Source organism: Pseudoalteromonas sp. MMG012 (genome assembly GCF_018100875.1).
Taxonomy (GTDB): Bacteria; Pseudomonadota; Gammaproteobacteria; order Enterobacterales; family Alteromonadaceae; genus Pseudoalteromonas; species Pseudoalteromonas aurantia.
Genome location: NZ_JAGJEF010000006.1, coordinates 72,889 through 96,675 on the forward strand (window position 1 = coordinate 72,889; position 23,787 = coordinate 96,675).

Genomic DNA, 23,787 nt, shown 5'->3' on the forward strand with positions numbered 1-23,787 from the left:
ATTTCGAAGATATTCCCCTTGCGAACATCACCCGATACATAATTAACCGCTTCTGAGGAAGAGTTTCCCATTCCATAATCAAGTATTATTTTCATAATTTATCTTTTGTTTAACAACTCTCTATATGCAACCAACATTTTCTTTTCTTGGTTTTCCCAACAAGCACCTTTTGAAACCTCCCTGCAACGTTTTGATAACTTCTCTCTAAGTTTAAGATCCGCGTTCTCAAACAGAAATTCTGTATCTTCCCCCATAACATACCCAATCTTATTTTCAGTAACAAATTCTGACATATCTTTCAAACTTGATACAAAGGGAGGTACGCCAGCCATTATGTATTCAAATAGCTTATTCGGCATAGAATAATCATAAGATAAGCATACATTTTCTCCTAAACACAACCCAAAGTCCGCGGAGGCCGTATAGTCTAATAACACTTTAGGAGAAACAGCTTCATGAAAAAAGATATTATCGCACTCTGTTGCTAGCTTTTTTATCTCTTTTTCCTTAGGCCCATACCCCATAAAAACTACCACAGAGTTATTTTTTGATTTATTTCTAAAAACTTCTACTATACGGTCTATTCCCCTACCACTGGTTAACATCCCTTGATAAATAAAAACAATGACATCATTCTCTAATTCAAATTTCTTATGAAATACTTTATTATTACTTATATTTTCAGCTAGCAATGGTGAATTAAATACGACTATAGGCCTAGGAATTTTATATTCAGATTCATACCAACTTGCTATATTCTCGCTTACAACGATAGTTTGATCTACTTTCTTTATCAGTATTTTTTCAACTATCTTTGATAACCTCTTACTCACTCCAAAAAGACCATTTTTTTCCGTTTCTAGCTCATGAGCATCGTATACTAACTTAGCCTTGTACAATTTTTTAAAAATATACCCTATAGGCAAACTACCCAGAGAATGCACATTAATTATTTTTATATTTTTAGATCTGTACTCTGTCAAAATCTTGTATGTTAATTCAACATATTTTATCGACTGCCAAAAAACACTGTTTTTTTTCGCTTTATATTTCAGCTTCATCCTCTTTAAACTAATATCGGAAGATAAACTCTCTTCTTCTTTCAATTCATCAGTATGTAAAGCCGCGATATAAACGTGCTCGATACCACTCAATGACTTAATACTATTTACTTGCTTTAACAAGCGACTTTCGTTTTTAAATTCTGTTAACGATATATGTAGATTATTCAAGTGCCCCCCTTAGACTTTGAAATAACCAAAGATTGCCCCAGCAAGCCCAATGTGTACCAAAATGGCATCCAAGTGTAAAATGCTGAAAAACTGGCAAAAACCAATAAGGTTCCAACCGAGAACAATCTAAATAAACTGAAATGATTGTCTGTAAAGAGGTTATCAGGCCGGTATTCATGTTTTGTCCGCTTTATATCAGCATAAATAGTAGTCATTAATATCAAAAATAAAACAAAACCAATCAAACCTAAATGGGTTAATATGGAAACTATACTGTGAACATAAGTGCCAGGCCCTGACGTAAAAACCTCAACTTGACTATGTCCCCAAATAGGCTGATATGCCCAGTGTTCAACAAAGTTACCCCTTAATATTTCAAACCTAGAGCCAAAAGAAGCCACCTCTCCCCCCCCAAAACTTAAGATTCTCAACTTATCAATATTTATTTGAAATAGCCCTAGTAAATAAACCAAGCTTGCTCCAATAAGCGCCATTGCAATTGTAAACATGATCAATATATGGTATCCAATTCGACTAAATATTACCTTGCCCACCCCTAGTTTTTTTATATTTAGAATATATGAATAATTTAATCGACATATTACTAAGTATGTTAAAAACATTGCTAAAATACCAAGCACTGTTACAAAGCCAGAGTTACTTCCTAATATCTGAGACAACCCCATAAATAAAATAGCTATGCCTACATACATAAAAACCATAATAGCAAATACGAACTTGAATCGGTTATAATAACAAACTAGGGCATTAGTTATGGCTAAAAAGGATGATAGTGAAATAAACACCATTAATATCATTGAGCCAGGCCTTTGATACATCCCTTTATTGTCTTCTATTAAAAAAAGGTCTTCCCTAACTTTTGATATGTTAAAATTCAAAATATCATTCGACATGATTAAGACAAAGAGAAAAAATATAAATACTATGAAAATAAAGCTTGAAAAAAGCCTACCATTTCCGACTACAGTAAAATAAATTGCGGCAAATGAATAAAGCTGAAGAAACCCAACAAGGAAGGCAAAAAAGACCCCGTTAGTACTTCCGAGTAAATGTTGAGAAAGCAAGAAAATATCGCTAGTATCGAATAGAACTTTGTAACCAGAATAAAAAATAAAAAAAACTATTAACACTAAAGATTTTTTTACGTACCTTAAACTAAAGATATGCTGGGTTAATAGATATAAAATAATGAAGCAAAGTAACGCGCACATCAAATAAATATGCCCTGTTCCTTCTGCACCACTTTTTATATTAACTAACAGATAAGTTATTAACATAAAAGCTTGCAAGAAAGCAAAAAAAAGCCTACTTATTTGCAGCATCTTCCGCCCCTTTAAACCACCTCATCATTATAACATTTTTAAGGTTAGAAAAAGCTTTTTGAACACTCTCTTCATTTTTATAATCTAGATAAGTTTTATTAGGCAAGTTTTCTAGCTTTGTTAATTCGACTAACGATATACCCAACTTCTTAGCTATATAGATTCGGTCATGTTCAATGACTTTTTCGTCATACAACTTCTCTTGAATCTCTCTCATTGCTTCGTCACGAGTTAATTGACCAGAAGCAATTAAACTGGATAAGTGAGCCTTTCTTTTGTCGTAACCAAACTTCGTCGGTAAATAGTAAGATTGAAAGTATTTAGTCCAGTTAGATTCGTGGTGCTTTCCACCATAATATCGCCAATCATACTCTTCTTGCAAAAACTCTAAAGCTGCTGATTTATCAAAATTCATGTAATTCAGTGGTGCAAACTTTTTAATTCGTTTTACATAAGGCCACTTTATCTTTCTTTGAAAAAAACTCATAGTAGGAAAGCTTTTGAACTTCTCTTTTCCAAATAGCTTGTGAATATGCCTTATCTGAGTCAGATCTGAAGCACAATATCCCCATGAGTTTGGTAAAATAGATTCACTAGAAAAGTTACTGCCAGATACAATATATTTAATACCGTTTTTATTTGCATAGTGACTAAGTGTGGCAAATATCGCATGGTCTTGTGGCGTGTCCTGATTCGCAACGCCAGATTTTAAGAAGGCTAATTGGAGGTCCCTCATAATATTCCAATCAACCACATGGGTATAGAGATCAACATCAAGTTGTTTTACTAATGTTTCAATATTTCTAACGGCAATCTCTGAGTTCCAGCCACAATCCACATGCAGAGCAAGTGGCCTTAAGTTTAATTTCTTAACTAAAAAATGAAGTAAGTAAGAGCTATCAACACCGCCACTTAAACCAATGAGACAATCATAGTCTTTACCTTTGCTAACTCGTTTTATTTGCTGTGCATGTTTTTTTAAGTTTTCTAACCCTTCCGGACCAGGATGCCAATGATTGTCCAACAAGTGAGTAGCATTTGTGCAGTGACTACATACGCCATTATTATCAAAGGAAATATCTGGGTCTGTTGTGTCCATTATGCAATTTACACAGGTTTTTAATTCACTCATTTTGAAAATAACTCCTAGTTCTTAATACCTGATATTAAAAGAGCTTTAAATATCCTATGTGATTTAATTACAGCTCTTTTAAAAAATGGTTCTTTACGATTAATAGATTCATCCAACAAGTCTTTTTTTGTATCTAAAAACAACGACACGTTCGAAACTTTACTTTTCGAACCAATCCAGCTCATCAACTTCACTGGTTGCATTGCAATTCATTACAATATAAAGCTGTTTACGAAAGTTCACTTTCCCCAATTAACTGAATACTGGACTTATGATTTTGCTATTTTAAAGCAAATTATCAACTCAAATATATATTTAACTGCGTAAGAAAATGAGTAGGTGTAGATCGCTAACCAAGCATCATTATTAAAGACTGAATAAGTCATACCTACACTTAACATTAATATTAAAAAAGATTGAATATAAAAATCATATTTTTGATTCTTTTCTAAATATATCAAAGCTGATACGGGGCTAACTACAAAAGCTAATAAAAAGTTAATTGCTAATATCTGAGATACTTTCCCAGCTAGTGCCCATTGCTCTCCAAACACAAAAACAAACAATACTGGTGAATAAAAAAACATGATCGCTGAAATTGGAAAAGAAATTGCAAAAAGAGTAACCACTGTTTTGACAAACAAATCTTTTGCGTTTCCCTGCTCTTTCAACAAGAGTCTAGCTCTTGCTTTAAACACGTCTCCAATCGAAGTACCAAGTACCGATATTGGCATTCCAATAACTTTATTGTGGAGGCTAATAGCTCCGACCAATGCAGGATTAAAATATTGGTTAATAATCAAAAAGTGTAGCTGGCTAGATACCCTAGAAAGAAGCCCGGAGGGTAATAAGTACAACGGAAACCTTATTTCCGTCTTAATTAACTCTCTTAACATTGAAAGATCCGGTCGGGTATACCTAGCAAACGACCATTGCCCATAAACCAATAAATAGAATACATTAGTAACCTGCCCCAAAATGCTTCCTAAAATTAAACCTTCTACTCCTTGATAAAAATAGCCATAAACTATTGTAGTAAGCGCTAGTACAAATGCTCCATAAATCCGCCCCTTAGTTAAACTTTTATAGTGTTGTCCTCTGTTATTAAAATAATATAAACTTCGGTAGAATGTACTTACACTTATCGCAACTATAGAGCTTAAAACTAAGAAAAATAGACTTGTACTTCCAAAATTGAGAAAACCCACGGAATAATAAACCAATACGCTGAGGGGAATAGCCGTGCAAGAAATTAATAATGCTAATAACCAAACAATTTTCCCCGCCTTTTCATTTGTATCAGCAGCCATTATAGCTTCTTCATAGTTAAACGATGAAAATAAGCCTAAAATAGTGGTAACTGAAACAAACAAAGCAAATACACCTAGCTCAGCTGGAGTATATAACCGGGTGATTATAGGTAGAGTAGCAACGCCAAGCAACTGAGCTAGAGCAGTTCCACCAGCCAGAGTGGATACTTGCTTTACGAACTTATTTAACTTCATTTTTTATAAGTTCATATATGGGTGCATAGGCAAACTAAAAACTTGTTTACTTAGTTTAGAAGCCACCGGCAACTCAGAATCCGAGTAACCTAGATATTTAAATGCCGTCTGTTGATGCATACAGGTTCCATAATAAATCATTGTCGGTATTCCCTGCGCTTTATACTTCTCCATTTCTTCATCGCGAGTCTCTGAGACTAATGTATATTGTGCCCAAGAACTAACATAACCTTCCGGTACTTTTGGTGTTTTATACGTATCAGCTAGCTGAGCTGAATATTTTGCTGCAGAAGCATTTCTAGATTTTAACTCTGTTTGAAACTCAGCTAACTTCTCTAGTAAGATAGCAGCTTGGATCGTATCTAAACGAGAGTTCATACCAATACGAACATTATCATATTTGTCTTGGCCTTTACCGTGAACACGAAATGACTTTAATAACTCTGCATATTCATCATTGTTAGTAAACACTGCGCCGCCATCACCATAACACCCCAAAGGTTTTGCAGGAAAAAAACTTGTCGTCGCTATATCACCGAAACTACCAGCTCGTTTGCCATCAATTTCACCACCGAAACCCTGTGCGGCATCTTCAATCAATTTTATTTCGTATTTTTGTGCAATTCGCTCAATTTCAGGATAGTTTGCAGGTAGACCAAATAAATCAACCGCAATTATGGCTTTCGGTACTAACTTGCCTTCGGCGATAACTTTTTTAATCTGTTTTTCTAAATGTTCAGAGCAAATATTAAACGTTTCTATATCACTGTCTACAAATATTGGTGTAGCTTTTTGAAAAGCTATCGTTTCTGCAGTTGCAAAAAAAGTAAAAGTAGGGCAGAAAACAGCATCTCCTTCTTTAATATCTAGCACCATCATAGATAAAGTCAGCGCATCGGTCCCATTAGCACATGTAATACAATGCTTAACACCTACATATTCGGCTAGCTTCTTCTCTAATTCCTGAACTTCAGGACCCATTATATATTTTCCGTGTGTTAGTACATCTTGTATACGCTGGTCTATTCTTGTTTTTAAACGCTTGTATTGAGCTTGTAAATCTATGAAATGCATAATAGTTAATTCTTTTTCTGTTACGATGATAAAGAATGGCGAGAGCTGAGCTAGCCCTCGATTGTTAAGTTTTTGCCACTGAGAATGTACTTGTCTTGAGTGTGTTCACATACCGCTATGGCTTCCCCCTCTAATGGCAAGTCTAATTGTTCGCCGTATTTACTGATCCAGCCGATTTGTTTTGCAGGCACACCAACCATTAATGCAAATGGTTTTACGTCTCTATTAATAACTGCACCAGCACCAACGAGTGAATATTCACCTATGGTAACTCCGCACACTATTGTGCAGTTTGCACCTAATGTAGCTCCCCGTCTAACCAGAGTATCTCTATACTCTGTTTTCCTCTCGATAAAAGACCTAGGGTTATATACATTTGTAAAAACCATGCTTGGACCGCAAAATACGTCATCTTCCAAATGAACATTATCGTAGACTGAAACATTGTTTTGAACTTTTACGTTATTACCTATATTAACTTTATTGCCCACAAACACATTTTGCCCTAATGAGCACCCCTCACCAACAGTTGCCCCTGAGCAAACGTGAGCAAAATGCCACACCTTGGAATTTACTCCTATTTTTGCCCCTTCGTCTACAATGGCACTTTCGTGAACAACATAGTCCATTGAATATTCCTTACTTTAATACTTTAAACAATAAAGGGTGCGCGTTATCGCCAGCTGAGGCTATGTCTTGAACTCTAATGTTTTCGACTGTTTCTATCGCTATACGGTTCTCGTCAATACCGAACCCGTTACCAGCAAGAATGTTTTGATAACTCAGAGTGTGTAAATCAGTAAAACCACCAGAAAACTCAAGCTCTTCTGTATTCTGACCATCATTGATAGTAATACTGCGGTATGTCAACTTTTCGCCTTTAACCGCGTTATCTGGAAGATTATTTGAGTCAATTGATAAGAACCACTTAACACGTGCACGCTTATACTCTAAATAACCACTGCATGTTTTTTCATCGCGATAGTGCACTTCATTCTTAACCAAATCACCAAAAATAAAGTGTAGCATGTCGTAAAAGTGAACACCTATATTAGTCGCTACACCACCAGACTTATGGTCAAAACCTTTCCAAGACTTCATGTACCATTTACCGCGTGATGTCATGTAGGTTAAATCTACATCAAATACTTTGTCTGCAGATGCTTTAGCTACTTTTTCTTTTAAAGCGATAATTGACGGATGCAAACGTAACTGTAGAATTGAGTTGACTTTTGCACCGTATTTTTGCTCATAACTTTTCAAAGTATCCATGTCTTCTGAGTGTAAAACCAGAGGCTTTTCACAAATTACATCAATGCCATTCTTAAGGGCATATTTCATGTGCGGTGCATGCAAATAATTAGGGCTACAAATTGAGATATAATCTAATTTTTGACCTTTTAAAGCCTGATCCTCAATAAAGGCAGTGAAGTCTTCAAACTCTGTAAAAAATTCAGCTTCAGGGAAGTGACTATCCATAATACCAACAGAGTCATTGATATCCATTGCTGCAACTAGGTTATTACCCGTACCCTTAACAGCCCCAAGATGACGTGGAGCGATATACCCCGCCGCACCAATTAATGCAAAATTTTTCATACAACAATAATTTCCTTAAAGTCTAATATCAGCTTCTGATGGTTTCAGCACGTGCTTAACATCATACAACACATGATTTACCTTACCGAATGAGCGTAGCTTTCTCTCACCCATTTCTTTTAACTCTGAATGGTCAACAGCAAGTACAACACCATCATACTTTCCTTCTTCAAGCTCTGTTATGAGCTCAATTCCATATTCGTGTTTAACTTCGTCAGTATTTGCCCAATCGTCGTAGACATCTACAGCCATATTAAAGTCTTGTAGCTCTTTTACGATATCGATAATTTTAGTATTTCTAACATCAGGGCAATCACCTTTAAAGGTAAAGCCTAAAATAAGCACTTTTGCTTCATCAATGTGGATCTTTTTACTTGAAAGCTTTTTAACCAATTGTGTAGCAACATACTCCCCCATGCCATCGTTGATTCGACGGCCTGCTAAAATAACCTCTGGACGGTAACCTACCTCTTGTGCTTTATGGGTCAGATAATAAGGGTCGACACTAATACAATGTCCCCCCACCAGACCGGGTTTGAACTTTAAGAAGTTCCACTTTGTACCTGCTGCGTTTAACACTTCTTCAGTATCAATGTGTAACCGATTAAAGATTTTTGCAAACTCATTGATAATTGCAATATTTAAGTCTCGCTGTGTGTTCTCAATCACCTTCGCAGCTTCAGCTACTTTAATTGAGCTCGCTTTATATGTACCAGCCTCAACAATTGAACCGTATAGTGTATCAACAAAATGAGCTATTTCTGGTGTTGAACCCGAGGTAATTTTCATGATTTTTGTCAGGGTATTTACTTTATCACCCGGATTAATTCGCTCTGGTGAATAGCCTGCAAAAAAGTCTTCGTTAAACTTCAACCCAGACACTTTTTCAATGATTGGTAAACACACCTCTTCAGTTGCGCCTGGATAAACTGTTGACTCATAAATAACTACATCGCCTTTTTTGACATACTCACCCAACATACTAGACGCTTTTTGCAGTGGAGTTAAATCAGGTACATTACTATCATCAATTGGAGTCGGAACGGTAACAATGTATACGTTAGCACTTTGTAAATCTAATTTACTTGAAGAAAACTTCAGCTCTGTAGCAGCTTGTAAATCGGTATCTGATATTTCTAACGTGGAATCATAACCACCCTGGAGTTCTTCAACACGTGCTGAATTAATATCAAAGCCCACAACATTATATTTTTTAGAAAATTCTACCGCTAACGGTAAACCTACATAACCTAGACCAATTATTGCTAGTCTTGTATCTGAATTTGGAAACATCATTACCTTCTTCCTAAATGAAGCTATTTCTATTTATCCGATCTATACTCATAGTTATAGTACCCATAATATCCATACGCGTTGCTTGATTTTTTAATCACACCATTGAATACTACACCCTTTACATCAATGCCGTTTTGCTCAAATCTATTACGTGTTACTTCAAGCTCTTTAACATGATTTTGACCAAATCGTGTAACTAGTAATGTACTACCCGCATGAGCACTTACAATTGCAGGATCTGTTACGGCCAAAATTGGTGGTGTATCTATAATGACTAAATCATATTTATTATTTACTTCTTCAACTAACTGACTAAAGTTGTTGTGCATTAATAGTTCTGACGGATTTGGTGGTATTTGCCCTCTCGTTATGACATCTAAGTTAGTAACTTGACTAGGCTTAATTACATCTGTCAAATTCAGTCGACCTGATAAGTAATCACTTAAACCATTGTCCCAATTCATACCAAACTGTGTTTGTAGGTAACCCTTACGCATGTCAGCATCAATAATCAATACTTTTTTATCACTTTGTGCCAAAACTGTTGCCAAGTTCACTGATATGAAGGATTTACCCACACCAGGACTTGGGCCTGAAATCGCAATGATATTATTTTTAGCTTCCATCATCGCAAAATGCAGACTAGTTCGCAGGCTTCGTAATGCTTCAATCGAGAGATCTGCTGGATTGTCTATTGCGAGTATTGACTTCGCTTTGTGGGTTTTTCCTTTTCGTGCCCTTGCAAAGCCAGTCAGTTTAACTTGATATTCAGAGTAAGGAACGCTTGCATATACTGGCAAACCGAGTGCTTCAATCTCACTTGGATCTTCAATCCCTTTATGCATCGCTCTTTGTACTAATACAATCGCAACAACAAGCACACCACCTAGCATAGTAGCCAAAACTACAATTACAGCTTTTCTAGGCTTAACCGGTTTTGAACGGTTTACTTCTGCATAATCAATGATACGTACATTACCCACAGTGCCAGCGCGCACAATGTCTAGTTCTTGGGTTTTGGCGAGTAACAGCGTGTAGATTTCGTTATTTACTTCAACATCACGTGTTAAGCGCAGCAATTCTTGCTGTGTTTCAGGTAAAATCTGTACCTCACTTGCCAATTTATTTTTTTGCTCTTTGACCACATCTATTTGTTCAATAACCCCCCTATAAGATGGGTGCTCTCTCTTAAACTTTCTACCAAGCTCCAAGCGTTTTAAATCTAGTTCTTGTAGCTTCGTATCGAGTTTTACTATTTGTTCAAGTACTGCTTGAGTTTCTAATGAGATATCAACTGACTCGCGCTTTACTTGGTACTCATTGAATAACTGTTCAGCTTCTTCAAGTTGTCTTTTTACTTCTGGTAATTGAACATTTAAAAACTCTAATGACTTTTGTGCCTCAGCACTATTGCGCTCAACATTCCTACGTACATAAACGCTCGCGACCTTATCAAGTACTTGCTCAGCATAAGCTGAATCGGCATGCTGTAAGCTTAAATTGATGATCCCTGAATCTCTCTCTTTTTCACTTGCGCCAATCGCTGCTTGTAAATCAAGCACAGTGTTTAACCTATCCCTTTTGGCAATGAAGAACTCGGTATTAGCTCTTGCCACTAATGTTTTAACTGTTAGCGTAAACATGCCGTTAGTTAACTCACTACCTACTGCACCACTTAGAATTACATTGCTATTCGCATCAAGTAGCTCAATTTGATTTTGCCCTTTTGCTACTAGCGTAAATTGCTGGCCAATCGCATTGGCTGGTACGTCAAATCTAAAAATATCTAGCTGTTCACCGCCCCAAGCATAACTTTCAGTACCAAAGCTTGGTGCTGCCAGCTCGCCAGGTTGACTGGGTGAAAACGAGCGAAATATCTTCCCGCCAATAAGCGGGAAAATTTTATGGTCAATTGCGATATCTAGCTTTAACGCATCAACCGCTTCACCAATAATACTGCGAGACTTGAGTAGTTCTATTTCAGTCACTGCCGCAGAAGTACTATCAAACATACCCGACATATCATCAAAACCTGGGACTGATCCTCCCTTTTCTTCTACTTGTATCATGGCAGTTGCTTGGTATATTGGCGTGCTTAATAATGCATAAGCAATACCCACCAGCATAAATAACCCGGTAACTGAGATAATAAAAAATTTTCTATCAAGCAAAGCACCGAACATCGCCATTAAGTCTATTTCTTGCGAGTCTTGTTGAGCTGTTTCTCTTACTTGCTTTGTCTGTTGGTTTGCAACAAAATTAGGCTGAGCATTCATAAACGCACCTTTATCCCTATAAATACTTTTGCCAAGCGCCACAAGCGCCATCAATTAACTCATAAACATGTTCAAACGCTTCTCGCGATTGGCGGTATGGATCGGGTATTTCTTTATCATCAAGCCACTTACCTAACAAAAACGTTTTACCTCTCGCTTGGGGATAACGGTTACATAAGTCAGATAAGTGCCGCTGCTCCATTACTAGAATCACACTATTTTCAGCAACAAGTAATGAATTTAACTGCCTACCTTTATGGGCTGACATATCAATATTTTTTTGCTGTGCCAGTTCAACAGCAGTTGCATCGGCACTTTTACCCTCAAGCGCAGTTAACCCTGCTGATGAGACTCGAATAGGTTTGCTTTGCAACTTGTCTTTTAAAATATACTCAGCGGTGGGACTACGGCATATGTTACCAGCACAGATCACTAAAATACTATCAAACATATTGTGCCCTTACTGGTTTTCGATATCTTGTAATGCATCGACTGTAGAAAGCGATGGTAGCAATAAGCTAATTACACGGTTCCAACGAGCAAGTGGAGCACTAGTTACATACACTATATCGCTTGGCTGCAATTCAAACTGCTCAGCCATAACAAGCGCGACAATACTTTTAGCATCTAACTGGTATACATCAGCAAGTACACCATCACGCTCAAAGTCACGCTTGCGCAGTACAAACACACCACTAGCGTTTGCCGTAGTTTCATTTAAACCACCAGTTTCACTGAGTGCTTGTGCTAAATTCAAACCATAACGTTTGACTTGCACTGTGCCAGCGCGCTTTACATCACCTAGTACAAATACATTTTGTTTGTCATTACGTGAAATATGGATAATATCACCGTGTTGTAATAAACGGTTTTTCGAGATATCGCCCGCAGCATAGAATGCATTCAGCTCTATATTTTCGGTAACATCACCACGCGTGAAGCTCACTTGTTTCCAGTCTGCGTTTTCTGTTAAACCACCGGCCTGGCTTATTGCATCAATTAGCGTCAATGGCGTTTCTGTAATGGGGTATACACCTGGTCTATTGACTTCTCCCGTTACATAAGTACGCTGACTTTTAAAACCAACCACCTTTACATCAACTTGTGGTTCTTCTATTACACGGCTTAAGCGCCTTACTAATTCTGTACGTACTTGATGAACCGTTTGACCTGCCGCCTTGATATCTGATGCATAGGCAAAATTCAGGCTACCATCGGCTTGCACTCTAAAGCCATCAAACTCAGCGGTTCTTTGCACTGCTGCGGGAATAGTTAATTCAGGGTGGTCCCACACCCCCACACTAAGCACATCGCCAACGCCTAGTTTATATTCATAACCTGTGACATCAACACCTTGAGAGGGTAACTTTTGAGTTGCTAAAGCACTCTTTTGCAAGTTTTCTTTTTGAGCGCGTATAAGGTGGGAATCAATCATTTTAACATTGACATGTTCTAGCTCTTGTTGGGCATTATTATAGTCTTGCCCACCGCTTAGCCCTTCAAAATGGCTACCAGGAATAATATTACAACCGGAGAGAGAAACGAGTGCGAGTGATGAAAGAAGTTTAATACAACATTTAGCCATTTTTATTCCATATAGCTTTTTAAAGACAGATATCTATCGAATTAGAACACGAGCACAGTAAGACCGCAAGTACAACGCACTTACTTGTTAACAGCACATTAAAAAAAAACCTTAGCTTACACGCCTTTTTTTATTCAGTAAATTTAAACAATATAATATGGAAGAAATATGGAATTTAGAGCAATCTTGCCTAAATGGGCATATCCCTCATCTATTTACGGTTATAAATATATGAGGAATTACAGCAATCCATAGCCTGCCAGAAGGACCTATAATACTTAGCGCACATTATAGTTTTAAATTTCTCTTTGTAAAGTAACAAGCCGTAAATTAATTACAAAAACCTAATGATACACAGCTTAATCTTTACGGGTATTCTTACTAAAAATAACGTAGAAGGACACTCAGTAACATATACTTTCATACCTTGACTGTATTCACATGGAACGACAACATCACTTCGACAATACCATTTTTAAGTTGTACATGATTGTATTTAACAAAACAGTTGCATGCTCACTTGAGCTACTCTCAACATAACACCGTAACTCCGGTGCATTACCTGAAGGCCTAAGATGCACTGACAGCCCATCGAATGTCATCTTTACTCCATCAATATTACTAATAGCTATGCTCCCCTTCGAATTAACCCCTAACTGTTTTAACAGTGCCTTAGGAGTTTGCTCTGCTTTTTCTAATAATAATTGACTTTTAGCAGATGGAGTATTCTGAACACGATCACTGTCAGTGAAACGCTCTGGTAGTTTTTTCAAACTTGATGATAATACCTCTTTCTTTGCCACAACATCAGCAAAAACAATTAAAGCAGGTAATAGTGCATCACGGGTTACCAGTGCATTAAGCTTTGCGCCGTTAAATAGCATATCAGAGCCGAGTAAAAACCCGCCGTTGGCTTCAAAACCAGCAATAGAATACACTGTCGTTAATTCATGAGCTCTTTTATCATTAATGCCCTCTTTTATTTTTGTATAACAATGGGAAGCAAATGCACTTATTACATATGGTGAACCAATTTTAGTACGAACAACTTGTTTAAAAGCTTGGCTCAACTCTATTGCACTGTTACAACTAACAGGAACTGCGAGTACGTCAATACCTAGAGCTTTTGCGCATAATAGCCCCAATATATCACCTCTAAACCAATCACCTTTTTCATCCGCAACTAAAGGTCTATCACCATCTCCATCCGTTGAAAATAACATATCAAGTTGATACTTTTTTACCCATACGAGTGCTCGTTGTTTATCTTCTAAGGATACAGCTTCAGTATCAATTGGAACAAATTCGTCACTTCTTCCTAGAGGTATAACCTGAGCACCTAGTTGAGTAAATATTTTTGCATATAAATCCCTTCCAGCACTTGAGTGCTCATAAACACCAACACGCAATCCCTTAAAAATATTTTTATCAAACAATGAAGTATATCGTTCTATGTAGCGCTCTTCTGCAACTTTACTTATAAATAATTCATCTTGGAGGAACACTGATTTGAATTCAACACTCGCATTTAATATGCTAGTTTCATCGTCTTTCGTGATTTCCCCATCAGGACGATAAAACTTCAAGCCGTTACGATCAAAAGGAATATGACTTCCTGTAACCATTATTGCTGGAATGCGATCACACATAGCGCTATATGCTAATGCTGGCGTGGGAACTACACCAAAGTATATTACTTTAATATTCAGTTGTGATAATGACGCAGCGCAAGCTTGGGCCATTTTGACGCTACTTGGCCGGTTATCAATTGCAATCGCAACTTCATCAAAATCAAAAGACGCTTGCATTGCATTGATAAAGTTTACCGTAAAAGCGGCACATACATCTTTGGATAGCCTTGTAACTAAGCCTCTTACACCGCTTGTGCCAAACGAAACTTCACTTCGTTTGATAACATCAGAACTAACCAACATATATTTTAAACCTTCAGTAAATATATTAGTTTACTTACGGCCATATTTGTCTTCAAAACGCACAATATCATCTTCTTTTAGATAACTTCCAGATTGGACTTCAATTAGCTCCAAGCCTACTTTCCCCGGGTTTTCTAAAATATGGACTGCGGTAATTGGAATATAGACCGACTCATTTTCGGTCAAAAACCGTTCTTTTCCATCAATAGTTACCTTTGCGGTTCCTGAAACAACAATCCAATGTTCCGCACGATGATGATGCATTTGCTTGCTCAGCTTAGCACCTGGTTTTACAGTTATTCGCTTCACTTGAAAGCGCTCACCTACATCGATTAAATCGTATTTACCCCAAGGCCGGTATACTTCTCGGTGGTATTTAACCTCTTCTCTTGCATTTTTTTTCAATGCTTGCACAATCGACCCGATCTCTTGAACGCAAGATTTATTGGTAACAAGAATCGAGTCTTTTGTTGACACAATTATTAGATCTTTAACACCGGCAGCCACAACAAGCTTACTATCGGTATGAATAAATGAGTTTTCGCAGTCTACATGATAGACATCGCCAGCAAATACATTGCCACTATTGTCCTTTTCGGATATTTTCCAAAGCGCTTCAAACCCGCCTACATCATTCCATTTCGCATTCATTGGTACCATAACGGCATCTGGTGTATGCTCCATAACAGCATAGTCTATAGATTCATTAGGACACGCCATAAAGGCGCTTTTATTGATGCGAATAAAATCCAAATCTAGCTCTTGTACTTCAGTGGCCTTTTTGCATGCTTCAAATATATCCGGTCTATATTCATTAAGCGCATCAAGGTAACGGCTAGCTCGAAACAAAAACATGCCACTATTCCAGCAATATTCCCCTGACAGTAAGTATTGCTCTGCGACTTCTCTACTTGGCTTTTCAACAAAATGCTCAACAATGTAACCACTACCACATTGAGCACCTCTTTTAATATATCCATACCCCGTTTCAGGCGTATTGGCATCAACTCCGAAAACCACAAGTTTTCCTAATGCTGCATGCTCAATGCCAGCGTGAATTGAGTGCTGAAACGCATCAATATCGCCAATAACATGGTCGGCTGCAAGTATAAGAAGGAGTGGATCGTTACTATTTTCTATGGCTTGAAATGCGGCTAATGCAATCGCAGGTGCTGTATTACGCCCCTCAGGTTCTAAAAAAATCCCTCCTAACTTCTTATCCAACTGACGCAGCTGTTCTGCTGCAATAAAGCGATGTTCCTCATTGCATATAATTAGCGGCGGTTCATGGGCAATGCCGTTTAATCTGCATATAGTTTGTTGCAGCATTGAATTCTGGCTATTGTCGAGCGACAAAAACTGCTTCGGATAGTTTTCCCTAGATAATGGCCACAATCGCTTACCAGAGCCGCCCGCCATTATAACTGGTAGAATTTTTTCATCATGATGCATAATAAAACGACTTATTTCAGACTAATGACAGTGGGTATGAACTCAATCACTACCAAATATATCCCGAGTATATACTTTTTCTTGCACATCAATAAGCTCATCAACCATCCTATTTGATACTATAATATCACTATACGCTTTTAGTTCATTTAAGCACTTCACAACCTTGGAGTTTAAAAAAAACACACCGTTAAAAGTTGGCTCATAAATAAGTAACGTTACGCCCTCCGCTCTTAAGCGTTTCATGATCCCTTGAATTGCAGATGATCTAAAATTATCAGAGCCCGACTTCATGACTAATCGGTAAATACCAACCACTTTTGGTTTTCTTGCTAAAATTGAACTAGCAATAAAATCTTTACGAGTCTTATTTGCATTCACTATAGCTTTGATTAAGTCATTTGGCACATTTTGATAATTTGCTAGTAACTGTTTTGTATCCTTAGGCAGACAGTACCCTCCATAGCCAAATGAAGGGTTGTTGTAATGATTGCCTATTCTTTGATCTAACCCTACCCCCTCTATGATTTCCCGACTATCAAGGTTGTGAGTTTGTGCATAACTATCTAATTCATTAAAATACGCAACACGCATTGCTAAGTAAGTATTTGAAAATAACTTAATTGCTTCAGCTTCTGTTGACCCCGTCAACTGTATTTGAATGCTTTCCTTTTTAGCACCTTGCTCTAATAAACTTGCAAACTGTTTTGCTTTTTCCGTTGTACCACCAACCACGATACGTGACGGGTATAAACTATCGTATAACGCCCGCCCCTCTCTTAGGAATTCTGGTGAAAAATAAATAGTTAATTTAGGGAAATAAGTTCGTATATTAACTGTATACCCAACTGGCACTGTCGATTTAATAATTACGACACTATTAGGGGATATATTTTGAATGTCATGTAATACCGCTTCTACAGAAGTCGTATTAAAATTATTTTTTTTGTGATCATAGTCTGTAGGCGTCGCAATGACTATAAAAGCACAATCTTCATAAGCTTCCCTCTTATCTTTAGTCACCTTAAAATTCAATAATTTGTTCTCTAAAAACTCGCAAACTTTCGGATCAGCAATAGGCGAAATTCGTTTATTTAATTGATCTATTTTCACATTATCAATATCGTAAGCAACAACTGCATTATTTTGCGATAAGAGTAATGCATTTGATAAACCTACGTAGCCCGTACCAACAACTGCCACCTTTACCATAACATTTGTAGCCCTATAAACTCCCCGAATAAAACGCAGCTACCCATGTTCATTACTCACTTCTCTTCGCAAATTTAATTTCTTTTTTTCATATTCATACCTATGCGGGTACAATGCTGTCAAAATTAAAATTATCCCCATTACAGCATATACACTATTTACAGAGCTCACCGATGCGCCGTTCAGAAACAAGATTACAATTACTGTGAGCCTAGCTTTTAGCGTCACTTGACTTAATTTCATTAAACCGTTGATCACAAAAAATATAAAGAAAAAACCAAAAAAACCGTGATCAAAAATAGTTCTTGTAATATAAGAGTGTAATATCACCGAATAGCAAATATCTGGAGACTTTGCACTGAAGAGTGTTTGATAAAACACCAAACGGTTACAAACTTCATCAGGTAAAGGTGTCAACACCTGTGAACCAAATAAAAATTGCCACCACCCCCAGTCAGATATCGCAACTAAAAACCCTTGAAAAAACACCACTCTATCAATATCTTCAGCGCTCCCTCCAGATAATCGGCTAATAAAAATAGCAATAACGCCAATACCTATAAGGCCTGCAACAAATATTTGAAAAATGACTTTCCAGTTCATCTCCTTAATCGTCAACAGTACAAACATAGCCAAAAAACAAATTATTCCAGACCTCGAACCTGACAGGAAAATGATGACTCCAAGCAATATCCACTCACTGGCGGACAGAGAGTTCCTCAGTCCCCAAACCGCTACACCAACAAAAAGCAAGAACATAACTTCAAAATTATTCTCTGTAAATATGCCTGGCCTAAAACCTGCACCAATAGCAATCCAAACTACATATTTAAGAAAAAATAAAGACAACATTAGATACCAAAATTTTTTCAATATATCACTGGTGAATAGCACTTTAGATGAAAAAAAGCATAGAATTGATAAGTAGAAAAAAGCTTTATATGCCAAAAGAAAATCAGACGGATGCACACCTCTAATCTGGCCTAAAAGAAATGAAACAATAAAGTAACCTGCTGATAAAGAAAAAATCCCCCAAACAACTAAATCCATTCTTTTTACTACACAAAAAAAAGCAAATAAAACTAGCAGTTCGAAAATAATATTAACGGGCAATACATGGTAATTCCCAAACGATAAAAAGCTGAGCAAAGAAAGAACTAAAAAAAGTAATAGGTATTGTTGCCTAACCATATAACGACCACACCCTAATATTTATCGCGTCTAAATTTACGAGTAATCGTTGATTTAAGTATCAAAACGTTTATAGACTTTGGAAGCAATAATAATAAGTATGCAAACATCCGATACTTATCCCACCATAACATTGGATGCTTATAAAGTAGTTTAAATGCCTGAATTTTATGGCCCTGCATAAGATTACTTTTTACACAGCTCATTACTGTTAAGTGCTTTAAATATGACAAGCTACGTTTCATTTCATGCGGTACAAAACCTTGTTCAAGCAACTTATCAAATGCATATATATGTGGAGAAGGGACGATTAATTCCGGCTGTTTCACAGTTGTATTAGAAGCTGACAAGTCATAAACAACACATGTTCTAGCAGAGTAAGCTATGGGCCAAAAGCATGCCATAGCTCCCCAGACAACCTGATCTTCACCTAAAGAAAGAGACTCTGGAAACCCTCCTACGGAAAGTAATGCCTCTTTATCTAAACACAGAGATGAGGCGGTAATAGGTAAATCCTCATGACAACAAGCTTGAAAGTAGTCACCTAAAAGTCCTTTATTTCTTAATATAAAAGAATTACGCGCAAGCTCTTTCGTATCTTCAAAGCCGAATTCATAGCCTGTAAAAAACAACTTTGCACTAGGGTATTCATGCTGCAGACTCATGATCTCTTCTACAAAGCAATCATACCAGTAATCATCAGCATCAAGAAACGCAATATATTGTGATGTGCATAGGGATACTCCAACATTACGCGCACACGACACTCCTTGATTGCTTTGTGAGTGAAGAATAACCTTACTGCTTGTTAAAGATTTAACTAATTCAGCTCCGCCATCACTAGACCCATCATCAACAACTATTATTTCTTTAACTGATACTGTTTGATTTAGTACGGAGTGAATTGCTCTTTCTATAAAAGCGGCTTTATTAAATAAGGGGATAACAACAGAAATATCCATTTTATACTTTACTGACCCATCTTATGAAACAAGATTTACTCATTATAAATAGCCATGCATCGGTAAACTAAATACACTTCGAGCTAACTTTTCTGCGATGGGAAAATCACCTAATTTATAACCTAAACTCGCAAATGCAGTTTGTTCATGCATACAAGTTCCATAATAAATAACTGTCGGAACGCCTTTTTCTTTGTATTCTGCGATCGCTTTGTCACGATCATCACATTGCAAAGTATATTGCGCCCACGAGCTAGTATAGCCATTAGGCACAACGGGAACTTTATATTGTTCTTGCAAAGTGTCTGTATACTGCTTTGCTGCATGATTTCGGCTATCCAGTTCAACGGGGAATTCAGCCAATTTCTCAAGTAATATAGCCGCTTGAATTGTATCAAGCCGACTATTCATGCCAATGCGAACATTGTCATATTTATCTTTTCCTTTACCGTGAACTCGATATGAACGAATAAGCTCTGCATATTCATCATTATCCGTAAAAATAGCCCCCCCATCTCCATAGCACCCCAAAGGTTTTGCGGGGAAGAAACTCGTTGTCGCTATGTCTCCAAATGCACCTGCTTTACGAGTATTACCTCGGGTGTCCGTAATCGATCCGCCAAATCCCTGAGCGGCATCCTCAATTAAATGTAAATTATACTTCTTGGATAATACTTCAAGTTTTTCATAGTCAGCAGGCAAACCAAATAAATCAACGGCTATGATAGCTTTTGGTTTTAACTTTCCCTCATCAAGGACAGCCAAAATTCGTTGCTCTAAATCATTAGAACAAATATTAAATGTATCCGGGTTTGAATCAACAAAAATAGGTGTCGCCTTTTCATATGCAATCGCTTCGGCTGTTGCAAAGAATGTAAAAGTTGGACAAAAAACAGCGTCTCCTTCTTGAATATTTAACGCCATTAAAGATAGCGTTAAAGCATCTGTACCATTTGCACAAGTTATAGCGTGTTTCACACCAACAAAGTCTGCCAGCTTTTGTTCAAGCTCTTTTACTTCAGGCCCCATAATATACTGACCATGCTCCAACACAGTTTGAATTCGCTTGTCTATTTTTGTTTTTAAGTGTTGATACTGCGCTGCTAAGTCAATAAATTGCATATTTTTTCCATTTAAGCTTTTACTAATGTTAAAACATCATTATTAAGATGGTATTGTTCATTGGTATTTGGGCATAAAGTAGTCGCATTACCAGTGAGTGGTATATCTAACTGCTCGCCATATTTACTGATCCACCCTATTTGCCTTGCAGGCACCCCAACCATCAATGCAAACGCTTTCACATCTTTGTTGATCACCGCCCCAGCGCCCACTAAAGCATATTCACCAATGGTTACACCACATACAATGGTACAGTTGGCTCCAAGCGTCGCCCCTTTTTTTACTAAGGTGTCTTTGTACTCTGTTTTTCTTTCAATAAAAGAGCGCGGATTATAAACGTTGGTGAACACCATACTTGGTCCGCAAAACACATCACTTTCAAGGTGCACGTTATCGTAAACCGAGACATTATTTTGTATCTTAACGTTATCGCCTACCGTCACTTTGTTGCCCACAAACACATTTTGGCCTAACGAGCAACCTTCGCCAATTTGAGCGCCACCGCAAACATGCGCAAAGTGCCAAACTCGGGTATTTTCACCAATCACCGCGCCATCATCTATAATGGCACTGTCATGCTTTTGGTAGCTCATCATTAAGCGCCTTTTACAAAACGGTGGACTTCATTCTCGTTTTCAATATGGGTTTTACCATTACGTATTGCATTAACGGTTTCAATACAATGACGTGCATCTTCTAACCCATACCCTCTGCCAGCGAGGATCTCTTGATAACTAATGGTATGTAAGTCGGTAAAGCCTTTTGAAAACTCAAGCTCTTCCCCATCACACGTAATGGAGCGATATGTTGGCTGCTTACCTTGCACACTTTCAGGCAAGTCATTAGCATCTATTGATAAAAACCACTTAACACGGGCATTTTCATATTCTAAATAACCCGCCGCTTTATCATTGTTCATAAAGTGCAGATCATTGCGCTGTAGCTTGCCAAAAATGAAGTGCAACATATCAAAAAAATGTACACCAATGTTGGTAGCAACGCCAAACGACTTACGTGGGTCGCCCTTCCAGCTTTCCATATACCAATTACCACGCGAGGTAATATAAGTTAGCTCAACTTCATGTTTGTCATCTGAATTAGCAGACTCAACTTTCGATTTTAAGTCTAATATGGCTTGATGGTGGCGTAACTGCAGAATGTTAAATACTTTTTTACCCGTTTCTTGCTCAACGAGTATTAGGTCTTCTAACTCAGCAATAGTAGGCACCAGCGGTTTTTCGCAAATAACATCACACCCTAAACGCAACCCAGCAGTGATGTGTGAGTGGTGCAAATAGTTCGGTGAACACACTGAGACGTAATCAAGCTTGGTGTGTTCATTGCGCTTAAGTTTATAGGCATGATCATAAAAACGTTCAAATTGGGTAAAGAACTCGCTTTGTGGTGAAATGCTGTCAATGATCCCTACTGAGTCATTTATATCGTACCCTACAGAAAGCAAGTTACCCGTTTCTTTAATGGCTTTCATATGACGTGGTGCAATATATCCTGCTGCGCCGATCAGTGCAAAGTTTTTCATTTTTTAATCCAATTCAGTTTTATAGTCTAATGTCAGCTTGGTTTGGGTCTAATACATGCTTTACATCATATAAAATGTGCTGTGCTTTTCCATAAGAGCGGATTTTATCAACCCCCCATTCTTTAAATTCATGATGATCAACAGCCAACACAATACCATCATATTGACCTTGTTCTATGGTGTTTATTAACTCTATGCCATATTCATGTTTAACTTCTTCTGGGCTTGCCCAGCTATCGTACACATCAACCGACATATTAAAATCAGCAAGCTCTTTGACAATATCAATAATTTTTGTATTTCGAACATCAGGGCAATCACCTTTAAAGGTAAAACCTAAAACCAACACTTTTGCTTCATCAATGTGTATTTTTTTGCTTGATAGCTTTTTAACCAACTGGGTGGCTACATATTCCCCCATGCCGTCGTTGATACGTCGGCCTGCTAATATCACTTCAGGGCGGTAGCCCACCTCTTCAGCTTTATAGGTTAAATAATATGGGTCAACACTAATACAGTGACCGCCCACTAAGCCTGGCTTAAACTTTAAAAAGTTCCATTTAGTGCCAGCTGCGTTAAGTACTTCTTCAGTATCAATATCTAAGCGATTGAAGATTTTGGCAAACTCATTAATAACTGCAATATTTAAATCTCGTTGAGTGTTTTCAATCACTTTTGCCGCTTCTGCAACACGAATTGATGACGCTTTATGTGTACCCACTTCCACAATTGAGCCATATAAGTCATCAACAAATTGCGCCACTTCAGGAGTCGAACCCGAGGTTATTTTTACAATCTTCGTTAGTCTGTTTACCTTGTCACCCGGATTAATTCGCTCAGGTGAATAGCCAGCATAAAAGTCTTGATTAAACTTAAGACCCGACACTTTTTCAATGATCGGAATACATACTTCTTCCGTTGCACCTGGGTATACCGTAGATTCATAAATCACAATGTCATTTTTCGCAACATACTTGCCTAGTAACTGTGATGCCTTTCGCAAAGGTGTCAAATCTGGCACATGATTATCATCGATAGGAGTTGGAACAGTTACGATATATACATTACAGTCTGCTAATTCAGCACTATCACTTGTAAACTTCAACTTGTCTGCCTGTGCAAGCTGCTCCGTAGTCACTTCTAGTGTTGCGTCAATTCCAGAGCGTAACTCATCAACACGCCCCGTATTGATATCAAAGCCTATAACATCAATCTTCTGACCAAACTCAACAGCCAACGGCAAACCGACGTATCCTAAACCTATCACACCAATTTTAATGTTCTTCAAAGGGTTAAACATTCATTACTCTCTTTCATTAATACTGAGCACTG

Annotated in this window: 20 protein-coding genes; all 20 read right to left on the reverse strand. The window is 37.5% G+C overall.

Features of this window, described 5'->3' with window-relative positions; all coding sequences use genetic code 11:
- Positions 1–98: 98 nt before the first annotated feature.
- The gene (locus J8L97_RS03605) at positions 99–1,232 is read right to left on the reverse strand and encodes a glycosyltransferase (RefSeq protein WP_211047885.1); all 1,134 of its coding nucleotides are present in this window, start codon (positions 1,230–1,232) and stop codon (positions 99–101) included.
- Complete coding sequence (locus tag J8L97_RS03610; RefSeq protein ID WP_211047886.1) at positions 1,229–2,575, reverse strand: hypothetical protein; 1,347 nt, start codon at positions 2,573–2,575, stop codon at positions 1,229–1,231. The genes J8L97_RS03605 and J8L97_RS03610 overlap by 4 nt, the downstream gene beginning before the upstream one ends.
- Entirely contained in the window at positions 2,559–3,707 is a 1,149-nt protein-coding gene (locus J8L97_RS03615; RefSeq protein WP_211047887.1) for an N-acetyl sugar amidotransferase, read from the reverse strand. The genes J8L97_RS03610 and J8L97_RS03615 overlap by 17 nt, the downstream gene beginning before the upstream one ends.
- A 269-nt stretch (positions 3,708–3,976) precedes the next feature.
- On the reverse strand, positions 3,977–5,212 hold the full coding sequence (locus tag J8L97_RS03620; protein WP_211047888.1) for an oligosaccharide flippase family protein: 1,236 nt from the start codon (positions 5,210–5,212) through the stop codon (positions 3,977–3,979).
- Between the two features lie 3 nt (positions 5,213–5,215).
- Positions 5,216–6,286: a DegT/DnrJ/EryC1/StrS aminotransferase family protein gene (locus tag J8L97_RS03625; RefSeq protein ID WP_211047889.1), complete on the reverse strand. Its 1,071-nt coding sequence runs from the start codon at positions 6,284–6,286 to the stop codon at positions 5,216–5,218.
- 50 nt (positions 6,287–6,336) lie between these two features.
- A complete protein-coding gene (locus J8L97_RS03630) occupies positions 6,337–6,915 on the reverse strand; it encodes an acyltransferase (protein ID WP_211047890.1) in 579 nt (192 codons plus the stop codon).
- 10 nt (positions 6,916–6,925) lie between these two features.
- Positions 6,926–7,885 carry a Gfo/Idh/MocA family protein gene (locus tag J8L97_RS03635; RefSeq protein WP_211047891.1) on the reverse strand — a complete coding sequence of 320 codons (960 nt, stop codon included), beginning with the start codon at positions 7,883–7,885 and terminating at the stop codon, positions 6,926–6,928.
- A gap of 15 nt (positions 7,886–7,900) precedes the next feature.
- Entirely contained in the window at positions 7,901–9,181 is a 1,281-nt protein-coding gene (tviB, locus tag J8L97_RS03640) for a Vi polysaccharide biosynthesis UDP-N-acetylglucosamine C-6 dehydrogenase TviB (protein ID WP_409455147.1), read from the reverse strand.
- 26 nt (positions 9,182–9,207) lie between these two features.
- Positions 9,208–11,457: a polysaccharide biosynthesis tyrosine autokinase gene (locus J8L97_RS03645; protein ID WP_211047892.1), complete on the reverse strand. Its 2,250-nt coding sequence runs from the start codon at positions 11,455–11,457 to the stop codon at positions 9,208–9,210.
- A gap of 16 nt (positions 11,458–11,473) precedes the next feature.
- Positions 11,474–11,908: a low molecular weight protein-tyrosine-phosphatase gene (locus tag J8L97_RS03650; RefSeq protein ID WP_211047893.1), complete on the reverse strand. Its 435-nt coding sequence runs from the start codon at positions 11,906–11,908 to the stop codon at positions 11,474–11,476.
- A gap of 9 nt (positions 11,909–11,917) precedes the next feature.
- Positions 11,918–13,042 carry a polysaccharide export protein gene (locus J8L97_RS03655; protein ID WP_211047894.1) on the reverse strand — a complete coding sequence of 375 codons (1,125 nt, stop codon included), beginning with the start codon at positions 13,040–13,042 and terminating at the stop codon, positions 11,918–11,920.
- A gap of 455 nt (positions 13,043–13,497) precedes the next feature.
- Entirely contained in the window at positions 13,498–14,976 is a 1,479-nt protein-coding gene (locus J8L97_RS03660; RefSeq protein WP_211047895.1) for a phosphomannomutase, read from the reverse strand.
- A gap of 30 nt (positions 14,977–15,006) precedes the next feature.
- The gene (locus tag J8L97_RS03665) at positions 15,007–16,428 is read right to left on the reverse strand and encodes a mannose-1-phosphate guanylyltransferase/mannose-6-phosphate isomerase (RefSeq protein WP_211047896.1); all 1,422 of its coding nucleotides are present in this window, start codon (positions 16,426–16,428) and stop codon (positions 15,007–15,009) included.
- Between the two features lie 42 nt (positions 16,429–16,470).
- The gene (locus J8L97_RS03670) at positions 16,471–17,640 is read right to left on the reverse strand and encodes a nucleotide sugar dehydrogenase (protein WP_211047897.1); all 1,170 of its coding nucleotides are present in this window, start codon (positions 17,638–17,640) and stop codon (positions 16,471–16,473) included.
- A gap of 39 nt (positions 17,641–17,679) precedes the next feature.
- Positions 17,680–18,831, reverse strand: coding sequence for a hypothetical protein (locus tag J8L97_RS03675; RefSeq protein WP_211047898.1), 1,152 nt, complete (start codon positions 18,829–18,831; stop codon positions 17,680–17,682).
- A 14-nt stretch (positions 18,832–18,845) separates the two neighbouring features.
- A complete protein-coding gene (locus J8L97_RS03680) occupies positions 18,846–19,793 on the reverse strand; it encodes a glycosyltransferase family 2 protein (RefSeq protein WP_211047899.1) in 948 nt (315 codons plus the stop codon).
- Between the two features lie 42 nt (positions 19,794–19,835).
- Positions 19,836–20,915, reverse strand: a complete 1,080-nt coding sequence (locus J8L97_RS03685; protein WP_211047900.1) for a DegT/DnrJ/EryC1/StrS aminotransferase family protein — start codon at positions 20,913–20,915, stop codon at positions 19,836–19,838.
- A gap of 11 nt (positions 20,916–20,926) precedes the next feature.
- The gene (locus tag J8L97_RS03690) at positions 20,927–21,508 is read right to left on the reverse strand and encodes an acyltransferase (RefSeq protein ID WP_211047935.1); all 582 of its coding nucleotides are present in this window, start codon (positions 21,506–21,508) and stop codon (positions 20,927–20,929) included.
- A 2-nt stretch (positions 21,509–21,510) separates the two neighbouring features.
- Entirely contained in the window at positions 21,511–22,455 is a 945-nt protein-coding gene (locus J8L97_RS03695) for a Gfo/Idh/MocA family protein (protein WP_211047901.1), read from the reverse strand.
- Between the two features lie 19 nt (positions 22,456–22,474).
- Entirely contained in the window at positions 22,475–23,755 is a 1,281-nt protein-coding gene (tviB, locus tag J8L97_RS03700; protein ID WP_211047902.1) for a Vi polysaccharide biosynthesis UDP-N-acetylglucosamine C-6 dehydrogenase TviB, read from the reverse strand.
- Between the last annotated feature and the right edge of the window lie 32 nt (positions 23,756–23,787).